Consider the following 13795-nt stretch of genomic DNA (forward strand, 5'->3'; position numbering starts at 1 on the left):
CGGCCGAACTCGCCGGGCGCGAGGTGTGGATCACCAGCGCCCTGCACGGCATCCGGGCGGTCATCGACTGGGGGCCCGGGTTCCCCGCGCCCCCGGCACCGACCCGTGTCGACGAGTGGCGCGCCCACCTGACGGACTGCCTCGCACCCCTGCCCCGCCACTGACCACCCGCCACAGGCCGTCGGGCTCCCCGGCCCGCACGTCCCCGCAACTCCCTCACCCAAGGAGAGGTCGCACATGAAACTCCGTTCCCTGCAACGACACCTGGCCTCTGTCCGGCGCATGCACCTCGGCCCGTCGCAGCGCGGTCTGCGGGCCCGGCTGGAACTGGTGGCCGAGAAGTCCCTGGGGGTCGGCACCTTCCTCTGGCACACGCTCGACCGCGCGGAGGACCTGGACGCGCCGCTGCTGCACCATCTGCCGCGCGGCGGAGGCGAGAAGGACGTCCGCGTCTTCACCCTGGGGGACCTGCGGGACGCGACCGAGCGCTACGCCCGCTGGTACCACGCGGCGGGTGTGGTGCGCGGCGACCGGGTCGGCATCCAGTCCGAGGACGGCATCGCCAACTTCGTCCACTTCCTGGCCGTGAACAGCCTCGGCGCCATCCCCGCCCCGGTGAACCCGAACATGGCGCCCGACACCGCCGCACGCTACCTGGCCCGTCTGGAGCCGCGTGTCGTCGTCGCCGACTCCGGTCGGCTCACCGCACTCCTGGAGGCCGCGGAATCACCGGGGGCCCTCGGTCTCACCGTCACACAGGAGGAGATCGACGCGGCGGGGCCCGCGGGCCCGCTGCCCACCGGTTACCCGTACCGGCACGGCGACCGGGACCCGGTGCTCATCGCCCACTCCTCCGGTACGACCGGCATGCCGAAGGCGCCGGTCCTCGGCCACCGCCAGTTCTTCACCGGCAAGCGTCCCCGCATCCTCACCATGCCGTCCGGTCCTCAGGACAAGAACCTGCTGACTTTCCCCCCGTCGCACGGATCCGGCCTCAGCTACATGATGATGGCCACCCTCACCGGCGTACCCACCCTGGTCATGGAGGAGCAGCGCGGACCAGCCGTCGCCGAGGCCATGCGCTGGTGGAAGCCGACCGTGGTCATCGGATTCCCCATCACCTTCGGCGAGTTGGCGACCCTGGGGCTGGAGCCGTCGGCGGCCGCTCATGTGACGACCTGGCTGGCCACGGCCGACGCCTCGCACGAGGCGCACATCCGCGAGCTGGTCCGCCTCGGCCGGCACCGCGAGGGCGGCAAGTGGCGGCAGGGCTCGCGGTACATCGACGGGCTCGCCTCGACGGAGGTCGGCATGGCCGTCTTCCAGAACATCCACGGCCCGGACACCGAGGCCTATCAGCGCTGCGTCGGCTACCCCGAGCCGGTCGTGGAGGAGGCGACCGTCTTCGACGAGCACGGAAAGCGGCTCGGCCCGCACGAGATCGGCTACATCGGGGTCAAGTCACCGACCGAGACACTGGGTTACTGGGCCGACGCCGACCTGACCCACCGCTCCAAGAACGACGGCTTCTGGCTCACCGGAGACATCGGCTACTACGACGAGAAGGGCCGCTTCTACCAGTACGACCGTGCCACCGACGTCATCCAGACTCTCAACGGGCCCGTCCACAGCCTGCCGACCGAGGAGATCGTCCTCAAGTCGTGCCGCCGGGCGGTGGACTGCACGGTGGTCGGCGCGGTCAGCCCGGCCGACCCCGAACTGTTCGAACCGATCGGCGTGATCCGGATGCAGGAGAACTGCGACGACACCGCGGAACACCTGCTGTCGCAGATCAACGCGGCACTGCGCAAGGCCGGCATGCACCAGCTGTCCGCGCTCGTCGTCTGCAAGGGCGAGAACGACATCCCGCTCGGTGTCACCGGAAAGGTCCTCAAGCGCGAGGTCCGCAGCGCCTACGCCAAGATCCTTGTCGCCGACGACGATCTGCGCCTCGACGTGGCCCGTGTCCGCTCCGTACGCGGCGAGTTGGGCCAGCTGCCGCCCGCCGGTACGACGGCTGGTGGAAAGCGCGGCGCGGCCGCCTGACCTCTCTTCCCCGGGCGGGGCCACGGCGTCTCCGTAGGAGCTGCCTCCGTAGGAGCTGCCGCCGTACGACTCCCCGGTGGCCCCGCCCGCGTCCGCACCACGCAACCAGAAGGGAAACCGGTCAGTGATCAGCGTCGCGCCCGGCACCGTGGCCGTCTACGCGGACCTCGCCTGTCCGTGGGCCCATGTGGCGGTCCACCGGCTGTGGCGGACCCGCGCCGAACTCGGCCTCACCGACGTGGTGCGGTTCGACCACCGCGCCGTTCTGCTGGAGATCATCAACCGAGGCACGCTGCCCAAGCCCGTCATCGACGCCGAGGTCCCGGTCACCGCGAAGATGGAACCCGACGCGGGATGGCGCTCCTGGGACGAGCCGGACTGGCGCTGGCCCGTCAGTCGCCTGCTCGCCGCCGAGGCGGTGCAGGCGGCCAAGGCGCAGGGCCTGGCGGCGAGCGAGGCCCTCGACCGGGCCCTGCGCCGCGCCTTCTTCGCCGACAACGCGTGCATCACGATGCGCCATGTGATCCTCGCGGCCGCCGAGTCCAGTGCCGAGGTCGACGCGGCGGCCCTGCGCGAGGCCCTCGACGACGGACGTGCCCGGGCCGCGGTCCTCGCCCACGTCGACGACTTCACCTCCGGCCAGGTGGTCGCCAGCCCCCACCTGTTCACCGCGGACGGCGGCGCCTGGGCGAACCCCGGTGTCGACTTCCACTGGGCCGGACGCCCCGGCGTCAGTCCCGTCGTCCTCGACGAGGACGACCCCACGGTGTACCGCCGGATCCTGACCCGCGCGGCTCAGCAGCCCCGCCCCTGACCCGCCCAGGCCTGAAGGACACGCATGAGTTCCACGCTGGAGCCGACCACCACGACCGGGTCCGCCCACGACGCGGGGCGCGGGCGACGGATCGCGCACTGGGACCCGGAGGACGAGGAGTTCTGGCGAAACGGCGGAAAGCGCGTCGCCACCAGGAACCTGGTGTTCTCCGTCCTCGCCGAGCACATCGGATTCTGCGTCTGGAGCCTGTGGTCGGTGATGGTCCTGTTCATGGGACCGGAATACGGGCTGTCCGCCGCGGACAAGTTCCTGCTGGTCTCCGTACCGACCCTGACCGGCGCCGCGCTGCGCGTCCCCTACAGCCTCGCGGTCAGCTGGTTCGGCGGACGGAACTGGACCGTCATCAGCGCGCTTCTGCTGCTGATCCCCACCGCCCTCGCGGCCCTGGTCATGCGCCCGGGGACGTCACTGGGCACCTTCGTCCTCGTCGCCGCCGTGGCGGGGGTCGGCGGTGGGAACTTCGCCTCGTCGATGACCAACATCAACGCGTTCTTCCCGCAGCGCCACAAGGGATGGGCGCTGGGTGTGAACGCGGGCGGCGGGAACGTCGGTGTCGCCGTCATGCAGGTGCTGGGTCTGGCCGTGCTGGGCACGGCCGGCGCGAGCCGCCCCGGGCTGATGCTGTGGGTGCTGTGCGCGGCGATCGTCGTCGCCGCGGTCTGCGCCGCCCTGTTCATGGACAACCTGCCCGGCACCCGCAATGACACCGACGCTCTGCGGGCGGCTGTCAAGGACGTCCACTGCTGGCTGCTCTGCCTCCTCTACCTGGGTACGTTCGGCTCGTTCATCGGCTACGGCTTCGCCTTCGGGCTGGTCCTCCAGCACCAGTTCGGGCGCACGCCCCTGCAGGCGGCGGGGCTGACGTTCCTCGGGCCCCTCCTCGGGTCACTGACCCGGCCGGTGGGCGGGTGGCTGGCCGACCGGTTCGGTGGCGCGCGGGTCACCTGCGCGGTCTTCGCCTCGCTGACCATCGCCACGGCGGTCGCCGTCTGGGCGTCCCACGTGCGTTCGCTGTCGCTCTTCACGGCCGCGTTCATCGCCCTGCTCGGACTGGCCGGCGCGGGCAACGGATCGACGTACAAGCTGATCCCGGTGGTCTTCCGGGACCGGGCCGCCCGAGGACCGGGTGGCGGGGACGCCGACCCGGACCCCGTGCGGGCGCGACGGCTCGTGGGAGCGGTGATCGGAGTCACCGGAGCCGCCGGCGCGCTCGGCGGGGTCGGTATCAACCTCGCCTTCCGCTTCTCCTTCGCCGAGTGGGCGAGCGGAGTGCCCGCCTTCATCGGGTTCCTGCTCTTCTATGTGGTCTGCCTCGCCGTCACCCAGGCCGTCTACGTGCGCGGCGGCCCCCTGGCGGCCCATGAGTGAGTCCCAGCCAACACCCGGACGGCCCGTGAGCGACGGCCCGGACCGGGCACCCCGGCGGCACGTGAGCGACGACCGCCGACTCCACGTCGTGCGATGCAAGGAGAAACCATGACCCTGCTCATCGATCCGGTGCTCGATCTCCCCACCGGACGGGTCCCCGACCCGGAGGAGTTCATCGCCGCCGCCATGCGCTGGCACTTCAGCCCGGAGACGGGGTCGCCGTACTGGCTCGAAAGGGCCAGAACCCTGGACTTCGACCCCCGACGGGACGTCCGCACCTTCGCCGATCTCCGGCTCTTCCCGAACGTGGTCAACGAGTTGCGGAACGTCCCGGTCCGGGATCTCGTTCCGCGCGGCTACGGCACATCCCCCCACATCGTCGGCGTGTACGAGAGCGGCGGCACGACCGGTGCCCCCAAGCGGGTGCCCCTGCTGGCCGATTGGGCGGACCGCTTCGTGAGCTGGTGCGCCGGCTACATGGACGAGCGCGGTCATCCGCGCGGCGCCCACTGGCTGGCCGTGATCCCCACCGGGCCGCACATCTGGGGCGAGATGGTCGCCCGGCAGGCCCGGCACCGGGGAGGCTTCGTCTCCTACGTCGACCTGGACCCCCGCTGGGTGAAGAAGTGCCTGGCCGAGGGCCGGACCGAGGAGGCCGAGCGCTACGCCGCCCATGTGATCGCACAGGCGGAGTTCGTCCTGGACGACCAGGACATCGGCGTCCTCGTGACCACACCGCCGCTGCTGGAGCGGCTCGCCCGCAGCGAACGGCTGGTCGAGCTGGTCAACGACAAGGTGCGGGCCATCATCTGGGGCGGCGCCCACATGGACCCCGACACCCGGGACCTGCTGCGCACGGAGGTCTTCCCCGGTGTGCAGCTGTTCGGCCAGTACGGCAGCACCATGATCCTCGGCGGGATGGTCGAGCGGGAGGGCATCGACGACGCATGCGTCTTCGACCCGTTCACTCCCTACGTCACCTTCTCCGTGATCGACCCCGAGTCGGGCAAGGAGGTCGCCCACGGCGAGCGCGGCCAGGTCGTCATGAACTTCGTCAGCAAGAGCGGTCTGCTGCCCAACAACCTCGAACGGGACCTCGCCACGAGGATCGCCCCGCTGCCCGGCCAGATCGGTGACTCCGTGGCCGATGTCAGCCCGGTTCCCTCCTTCGACAACGAGGCCGTCATCGAGGGGGTGTACTGATGGAGGCCGGCCATGGCGGGCCGATCCCGCTCGACGCCCTCGGGCCGCGCGGCCCCCACCGGACCCGCAACCGCCAGACCGTACCGGACGTCACCGGCAGGCCGGTGACCGAACTCAGCCTGGTCCCCCGGCTGTTCGTGCAGCGCAGCCTGGCCGCCCTGCGCAAGGCGCCACCGCTGGACGCGGACGAGCTGTCGGCCGTTCTGGCCCGGGCGGGGGAGGCGTTCGCCACCGGCACGGTCGGCGGTGTGCCCGCGGACGCGTACCGGCATCGGGTGAGCCGGGTCACGGGCCTGCCGGTGTCCGTGGTGCACAAGGCGACCGAGCACATCGCGCACTGTGCCCGCGAGGTGTTCCACACGGTGGAGTGTGCCCGCCCCCGCGGCACCGTCAGCCACTGGCAGGACCCGCTGACCCGGCGCGGCACCGGCATCTGGACCCGGCGCGGCGACGTCTTCGCCGTGCACGCGGCGGGCAACCACCCCGGGGTGCACGCGCTCTGGCTGGAGGCCCTGGCCCTGGGATACCGGACGGCCGTACGGCCCTCCAGTCGTGAACCCTTCACCCCGCAGCGGCTGGTGACGGCGCTGCGGGAGTCCGGCATCGGCGACGACCGGCTGGTGCTGCTGCCCACCGACCACACGGTGGCCGACGACATCATCAGCGGCGCGGACCTCTCGCTCGTCTACGGCGGCGACCCGGTCGTGACCAAGTACCGCTCCGACCCGACGGTGCTCACCCAGGGCCCCGGACGGTCCAAGATCCTGCTCTGCGCCGGGGAGGACCCGGCCGCGGCGCTCGAGACCATCGTGGCCTCGGTGAGCGAGGAAGCCGGGACCGCGTGCGTCAACACCACCGCCGTCCTCGTGGACGGCGACCCGGCGCCGGTGGCCGAGGCCCTGGCCGAACGCCTCGCCGCCCTGCCGAGCCTGCCGCCGGAGGACGACAAGGCCGTCCTTCCGGTCCACCCCGTCGCCGGGGCGCGGGCCCTGGAGAAGCACCTGCTGGAGCACACCGGCGGTGGCACGGTACGGCTCGGTGGCGACGGGATCGTCGAGGAACTCGGGGACGGCAGTGCCGTACTGCGGCCCGCGGTGATCCAACTGGACCGGGCCGACGCCCCGCAGGCCGGCATGGAACTCCCGTTTCCCTGCGTGTGGGTGGCGCCGTGGGCACCCGCCGACGGCATCGCCCCGCTGACGAACACGCTCGTCCTGACGGTGTTCGGCGGCGACGAGGCCCTGATCGAGCGGCTGATCGCCGAACCGAGCATCAGGAACATCCACCTCGGCGACCGCCCGACGCACTGGATGGCACCCGGCGTTCCCCACGACGGCCATCTCGCCGAGTTCCTCATGCGCAGCAAAGGCATCGTCAGATCGGCGACAGCCGGACCGTGGAGGGAAGGGTGAGGCAAGAGTGACCCGCCTGCTGCATATCGCCGCCTCCCCCAAAGGCGCGGATTCAGAGTCCCGGGCGATCGCGGAGACGTTCGTCGAGGCGTATCTCGACGCCCACGAGGACGGGACCGCCGACACGTTCGACCTGTGGAAGGAGCCGTTGCCCGCCTTCGACGCGGCCGCCGTCGCGGCGCAGAAGGCGGTCCTCGCCGGGAGGCCGCTGGAGGGCGCCGCGCACACGGCGTGGCAGGCGGTGCGCCGCACCTTCGAGCGGTTCGACAGCTACGACAGGTATGTGTTCAGCGTGCCGATGTGGAATTCCGGAATTCCCTACGTCCTGAAACACTTCATCGACGTGGTCAGCCAGTCGGGGATGCTTTTCCGACTCGACCGGACATCGGGTTACACCGGGCTGCTGCAGGGAAAGAAGGCAGTGGCGATCTACACGAGCGGCGTCTATGCGCCAGGAATGCCCGAGGGCTTCGGCTCCGACCTCCAGTCGACGACCTTCAACGACTGGCTGCGCTGGGCAGGCATCACCGAGATCGACGACATTTCCGTCAGGGCACTGCGGTTCGCCGCGGACCCGGATACCTTGCGCCGCGAGGCACACGCCCGGGCGCGGGAACTCGGCAAGACGTTCTGATCCGTCGGGAGAGAACATTCCCCCGTCCCGGTAAATCGGCTCTCTTCAGCGCCGAAGTCATCCTCGAATTGGCTCTGTTCCCCGCCGAACGACATGAATTACCGTGACCGGAACGACCTCTTTTTTCCATGAAGAACCTTCGCTGTGGCGGCCGCCGGGACAACCGTGCGCCGCGCACCGAAGTGTTTCGCCCCCATTCGGTGGAGGAATAGCCGCATGTTACTTTCCCCCTCGCTCCGGCGAGCTCGCGCGGTCGACGACCCGGCCTGGCACCCGGCCTCCTGGCGTGGACGGCCGGTGCAGCAGCAGCCGCCGTGGCCGGACCCCGACGAGGCGGCGGCGGTCTCCGACCGCCTGGCCGTCATGTCGGCCCTGACCACCCCGCACGACATACGCAACGTACTCGCGGCCATGGTCCGGGTACAGGCCGGTGAGGCGTTCCTGCTGCAGGGCGGGGACTGCGCGGAGCCCTTCGGGCCGGAGGCCGTCGCGGGGGTCAGGGCCAAGCACCGGGCGCTGGGCGGCCTCGCCGAGCGCGTCAGCAACCGTCTGGACCTGCCGGTGGTCACCGTCGGCCGGGTCGCCGGACAGTTCGCCAAGCCGCGGTCCCGGCCCGTGGAGACGGTGGACGGTCAGGAGCTGCCGGCGTTCCGGGGACTGATGGTCAACGCCCCCGGTCCGAACACGTCCGACCGTACGCCGGACCCGCACCGCATGCTGTGCGGCTACTACACGGCGAAGGCGGTGCTGCACGAACTCGCCTCCCTGGCCCACTCCACCGCTCAGACCCTCGGCCCCCAGGTGTGGGACGCGCGGACGGCACGCGAGTTGCCGCACGTTCCGGGCCGGGCGTACGAGCACGACGGCTCCCTGCGTTCGATCGTTCCGGGCTACGGGCAGACCCGCTGGTCCGAGGGGCCGGGTTGGCGGCACACCGGGCTGTGGACCAGTCACGAGGCGCTGCTCCTGGACTACGAGGAACCCCTGACCCGGCGGGACCCCCTCACCGGAGAATGGTTTCTTCTCTCCACGCACCTGCCGTGGATCGGGGACCGGACACGCCAGGTGGACGGCGCCCACGTGGCGTTCCTCGCGGGCATCTCCAACCCGGTCGCCTGCAAGATCGGCCCGGCCGCCGAACCCGACGACATCGTCCGGCTCTGCGAGCGACTCGACCCCTTCCGCAGGCCCGGCCGGCTCACCCTGGTCTGCCGCATGGGCGCGAGCCAGGTCCGCGAACGCCTGCCCGCGCTGGTCTCCGCCGTACGCCGTGCCGGGCACCCCGTGATCTGGGTGTGCGACCCGATGCACGGCAACACGACCACCACTGCCGGCGGCCTCAAGACCCGCCACCTCAAGACCATGGTCGACGAGGTCACCGGCTTCTTCGAGGTGCTGCGCGGGCTGGGGGAGTGGCCCGGGGGCGTCCATCTCGAGATGGCGGGTGGCGACGTGACCGAGTGCCTCGACGGCTCCCGCCTGACCGACGAGGCCCACCTCACCGAGGCCTATCACACCCTGTGCGACCCCCGGCTCAACGACGAACAGGCACTGACGCTGGCCGACATGGTCGCCAAGCTGGCCGGCTGAGGCCGCCGGGGCGCGTCTGCCTCACCACGCGGCCGTTCACCGCCTCGCCGCACAGGTCGTTCACCGGCCTCGCCATACGGCCGTTCACCGCCTCACCACGCGGCCCTTCACCGCCGCGCACCTCCCTTTCCGGGCCCGCCGGGTCCTTCCGCGCCGCTTCCCCGAGGAGAGCGACGATGCGAACCCTGCTCATCGACAACTATGACTCCTACACCTACAACCTCTTCCAGCTCATCGCGCAGGTCAACGGCACCGAACCCGTCGTCCTCGCCAACGACGCCCCCGACTGCGACGGCATCGACCTCGCCGACTTCGACAACGTGGTGATCTCCCCGGGCCCGGGCAACCCGACGCGCGCCAAGGACTTCGGCGTCTGTGAACGGATCATCGCCTCGGCACCACTGCCCGTCCTGGGCGTGTGCCTGGGCCACCAGGGCATCGGCGCGGGCGAGGGCGCGGAGGTCGTCCGGGCCCCGGAGGCCCGGCACGGCCACCTGACCGCCGTACGACACGACGGAGAGGGCCTCTTCAAGGGCATCCCTCAAGGCTTCACCGCCGTCCGCTACCACTCGCTGTGCCTGCGCGAGCCGCTGCCGCCCGCGCTGGCGGCCGTCGCGTGGGCGGAGGACGGAGTGCTGATGGGCATCCGCCACCGTGAACGTCCCGTGTGGGGCGTGCAGTTCCATCCCGAGTCGGTCGCGACGGAGTTCGGGCACGAACTGCTGGCCAACTTCCGGGACCTCACGGAGCAGTTCCACACAGCTGACCGTCGCTCACCGGCCCGCACCCCGGCCGTGCGCCTCCCACAGCCCACCGCCCCGCACCCCGCACCGTCCACGGCACCCGGCCCCACGCTCACGCAGTCCTCGACGTCCGCCGAAGCCCGTCCCTCGACGCCACAGGCCGGCGAACGAAGCCGGCACAGCGGGCTGCCTGCCCAGAGCGGGCAACTGCACGCCCCACGGCGCTCCTACCGGCTGCGCACACGGATCATCGACTCCGCGGTGAACACCGAGGCCGCCTTCCACCGGCTGTTCGCCTCCTCCTCGCACGCCTTCTGGCTCGACAGCTCCCTGGTCGACCCCCGGCTGTCCCGCTTCTCCTTCCTCGGGGACGCCTCGGGGCCCCTGTCCGAGGTCGTCCGCTACCGCGTCGGCGAGGGCACGGTCGACGTGACCGAGGCCGGGCGCCGGCCACGGAGGATCGACGGCGACGTCTTCGACCACCTGCAGTCCGTGCTGCACAGCCGCCGGGTCGACGATCCAGGGCTGCCCCTCGACTTCACCTGCGGCTACGTCGGGTACTTCGGCTACGAACTGAAGGCCGACTGCGGCTCCACCGCCAAACACACCGCGCCGACCCCCGACGCGTACTGGATCTTCGCCGACCGGATGATCGCGGTCGACCACCAGCAGGGCGTCACCTACCTGCTCTGCCTCACCGACGGCGCCCTGCGCTCCGACATGGAGGCGACCCGCTGGTTGGAGCAGACCGCGGCGACACTCGCCGCGCTGCCCCGGCCCCGGCCGTCACTCGTTCCCGAACGCGTCACCGTGGACGCCGCACGACTGGAACCGGCGCTGGTCCGCGACCGGGAGCGATACCTCGCCGACATCGAGGAGTGCAAGCGGCAACTGCTCGCCGGGGAGAGTTACGAGATCTGCCTGACCAACGCCGTCCACCTGCCCCGCCCCGCCGACGGGCTGCGCTTCTACCAGGCGATGCGCCGCTACAACCCGGCCCCCTACTCGGCGTACCTGCGCCTGGGTGAGGTCGAGATCGCCTCGTCCTCACCGGAGCGCTTCCTGAGGGTGACCCGCGACGGCACGGTCGAGAGCAAGCCGATCAAGGGGACCGCACCGCGCGGCGCCACCGAGGAGGAGGACGCCCGCCTGCGCCGGGAACTCACGACCAGCGCCAAGACCCGGGCCGAGAACCTCATGATCGTGGACCTGCTGCGCAACGACCTCGGCCGAGTCTGCGAGGTCGGCAGCGTCACGGTGCCCCGGCTGATGAAGACGGAGACCTACGCCACCGTGCACCAGCTCGTGTCCACGGTCCGTGGCAGACTGCGCGCCGACGTGGACGCCATCGACTGCGTCCGGGCCTGTTTCCCCGGCGGATCCATGACCGGCGCACCGAAGCTCCGGACGCTGGACATCATCGACGCGCTCGAGACCCAGGCCCGCGGCGTGTACTCCGGCACCATCGGCTTCCTCGCCTGCAACGGCACCGCGGACCTCAACATCGTGATCCGCACCGCCGTCATGACGGGCGACCAGCTGCACGTGGGCGCGGGGGGCGCCATCGTCCTCGACTCGGACGCCGTCGAGGAGTACGACGAGATGCTGCTCAAGGCGACGGCACCGCTCCGCGCCCTGCTGGCGGGCGCCCTGGACGCGGACACCGCGGCACCCCGCGGCACGCAGCAGGCCAGGGCGGCCGGAACAGCCGCGCTGGACGACCGATGACCGAGCCGACGGGCACCCCGACGCACTGCCCCTACTGCTCGCTCCAGTGCGGGATGGTCCTGCGACCCACCGACGACCGCACGGACCACGCGGGACCTCTCGCACCCGCAACACCCACCACGCCGGCCACTCCGCTCTCCGTCGAGGAGTGGCCCGGCTTCCCCGTCAACCGGGGCGCGCTCTGCGGAAAGGGCCGCAGCGCCGCCGACCTGCTGAACCCGGCCGTACGCCTCACCACTCCACTGGTCCGCGACCGGCCCGGCGCGCCCCTGCGCCCCGCGACCTGGAACGAGGCGTTGGACCGGGTCGCGGCGGGGGTCCGCCGGATCCGTGACGGGCACGGCGCCGCAGCCGTCGGCGTGTTCGGCGGCGGCGGGCTGACCAACGAGAAGGCGTACCTGCTGGGCAAGTTCGCCAGGGTCGCCCTGAGAACACCGTCGATCGACTACAACGGCCGGTTCTGCATGTCCTCGGCCGCCACCGCCTCGAACCGGGCCTTCGGCCTGGACCGGGGACTGCCGTTCCCGCTGGCCGACATCGCCGCGACGGACTGCGTGCTGCTCGTCGGCAGCAACCTCGCGGACACCATGCCGCCCGCCCTGCGATACCTGACCGAGCTGACCGGGCGCGGCGGCCGGCTGATCGTGGTGGACCCACGCCGCACCCGCACGGCGGCGCAGGCCCACCTGCACCTCCAGCCCCTGCCCGGAAGCGACCTGGCCCTGGCGCTCGGCATGCTGCACATCGCCATCGAGGGGGGCCTGGTGGACACGGAGTTCGTGGCACGGCGCACGACCGGCTTCGAGGCCGTGCGCACGATCGCCATGGACCACTGGCCGACCCGCGTGGAACGGCTGACCGGTGTACCGGTGCACCAACTCCGCCAAGCGGTACAGACGTTGGCCGCCGCACCCGCCGCCATGGTGCTGACCGCGCGGGGCAGCGAACAGCACAGCAAGGGCACCGACACCGTGCACGGCTGGATCAACCTGTGCCTGGCCCTGGGCAAGGCCGGCCGCCCCCGCAGCGGCTACGGGTGCCTGACCGGCCAGGGCAACGGCCAGGGAGGCCGCGAACACGGCCAGAAGGCCGACCAGTTGCCCGGCTACCGGAGCCTGACCGACCCCGCGGCGCGCGAGCACGTGGCGCACGTGTGGGGGATCGATCCGGCCGACCTGCCGGGCCCGGGCCGCTCGGCGTACGAACTGCTCGACAGCGCCGGAACGCCCGGCGGCGTACGGGCGTTGCTGGTCTTCGGCTCCAACCCGGTCGTGTCCGCGCCCCGGGCCGCCCATGTCGAGGAGCGGCTGCGGGCGCTGGACCTGCTGGTCGTGAGCGACGTCGTGCTGTCGGAGACGGCCGCGCTCGCCGACGTCGTCCTGCCGTCGGCCCAGTGGGCGGAGGAGACGGGCACGCTGACCAACCTGGAGGGCAGGGTGGTGCTGCGCCGCAGGGCCGTCGACCCGCCGCCCCAGGTGCGCACCGATCTGCAGATCCTCTCCGCGCTGGCCGACCGGCTGGGCGTCCACCACGGGTTCCCCGCCGAACCCCGAGCCGTCTTCGAGGAGTTGCGGCGCGCCTCCGCCGGCGGCCCGGCCGACTACTCGGGTATCAGCTACGAGCGGATCACCGGCGAGGAGGGAGTGTTCTGGCCGTGCCCCGGCGAGGAGCACCCGGGTACGCCCCGGCTCTTCCTGGACTCCTTCGCGACCCCGGACGGCCGCGCCCGCATGGTGGCCGTGGACTACCGTCCGGTCGCCGAACCTCCCGACGAGCGATATCCGCTGTACCTGGTGACCGGGCGGGTGCTGGCCCACTATCAGAGCGGGGCACAGACCCGACGGGTGCCCGCGCTGCGGGCCGCCGAGCCCGGGCCGTTCGTCGAGCTCCATCCGCATCTCGCCGACCGGCTCGGCGTGGCCGAGGGCGACCAGGTGGCCGTGGTCAGCCGGCGGGGCCGCGCCGTCGCCCCGGCCCGGCTCAGTACCGCGATCCGCTCGGACGTGGTGTTCATGCCGTTCCACTGGGCCGGGCCCGGGCGGGCCAACACGGTCACCAACCCGGCGCTCGACCCGCTCTCCGGCATGCCCGAGTTCAAGGTGTGCGCCGTACGTCTGGAACCGGTGACCGCCCGCGTCCCGGACCCGGCCCACACGAACGTCCGGCACATCGTCGCGCACGGGGAAGCGGCCCCGCACGCCGCCGCCCCCGTGATCTCACGGACCTGACCCAGGAG

General features: G+C 71.7%; 9 protein-coding genes. All 9 read left to right on the top strand.

The features are described 5' to 3' along the window. Positions 1 to 237: 237 nt before the first annotated feature. The 9 genes from AOK15_RS11440 to AOK15_RS11480 all read left to right on the top strand — a co-directional run bounded on the left by AOK15_RS11440 (position 238) and on the right by AOK15_RS11480 (position 13787). A complete protein-coding gene (locus AOK15_RS11440; RefSeq protein WP_055515539.1) occupies positions 238 to 2046 on the top strand; it encodes a class I adenylate-forming enzyme family protein in 1809 nt (602 codons plus the stop codon). Positions 2047 to 2170: 124 nt separating this feature from the next. Then, a complete protein-coding gene (locus tag AOK15_RS11445; RefSeq protein ID WP_055515540.1) occupies positions 2171 to 2860 on the top strand; it encodes a DsbA family oxidoreductase in 690 nt (229 codons plus the stop codon). A gap of 24 nt (positions 2861 to 2884) precedes the next feature. Then, positions 2885 to 4249 (top strand): MFS transporter, encoded by a 1365-nt coding sequence (locus AOK15_RS11450; protein ID WP_055515541.1) that lies wholly within the window; start codon positions 2885 to 2887, stop codon positions 4247 to 4249. 108 nt (positions 4250 to 4357) lie between these two features. Continuing rightward, the gene (locus AOK15_RS11455; protein WP_055515542.1) at positions 4358 to 5452 is read left to right on the top strand and encodes an AMP-binding protein; all 1095 of its coding nucleotides are present in this window, start codon (positions 4358 to 4360) and stop codon (positions 5450 to 5452) included. Beyond that, positions 5452 to 6864: an aldehyde dehydrogenase family protein gene (locus AOK15_RS11460; protein ID WP_055515544.1), complete on the top strand. Its 1413-nt coding sequence runs from the start codon at positions 5452 to 5454 to the stop codon at positions 6862 to 6864. The genes AOK15_RS11455 and AOK15_RS11460 overlap by 1 nt, the downstream gene beginning before the upstream one ends. A 7-nt stretch (positions 6865 to 6871) precedes the next feature. After that, a complete protein-coding gene (locus AOK15_RS11465; RefSeq protein WP_055515546.1) occupies positions 6872 to 7498 on the top strand; it encodes an FMN-dependent NADH-azoreductase in 627 nt (208 codons plus the stop codon). A 216-nt stretch (positions 7499 to 7714) separates the two neighbouring features. After that, on the top strand, positions 7715 to 9088 hold the full coding sequence (locus tag AOK15_RS11470) for a 3-deoxy-7-phosphoheptulonate synthase class II (RefSeq protein WP_079058421.1): 1374 nt from the start codon (positions 7715 to 7717) through the stop codon (positions 9086 to 9088). A gap of 176 nt (positions 9089 to 9264) precedes the next feature. Then, positions 9265 to 11559 carry an aminodeoxychorismate synthase component I gene (gene pabB / locus AOK15_RS11475; RefSeq protein ID WP_055515550.1) on the top strand — a complete coding sequence of 765 codons (2295 nt, stop codon included), beginning with the start codon at positions 9265 to 9267 and terminating at the stop codon, positions 11557 to 11559. Next, complete coding sequence (locus AOK15_RS11480; RefSeq protein WP_079058422.1) at positions 11556 to 13787, top strand: molybdopterin oxidoreductase family protein; 2232 nt, start codon at positions 11556 to 11558, stop codon at positions 13785 to 13787. The genes pabB and AOK15_RS11480 overlap by 4 nt, the downstream gene beginning before the upstream one ends. The last annotated feature ends 8 nt before the right edge of the window (positions 13788 to 13795 follow it).

Origin of the sequence: Streptomyces ossamyceticus (assembly GCF_001418475.1) — a bacterium.
GTDB classification, from domain to species: Bacteria; Actinomycetota; Actinomycetes; order Streptomycetales; family Streptomycetaceae; genus Streptomyces; species Streptomyces ossamyceticus.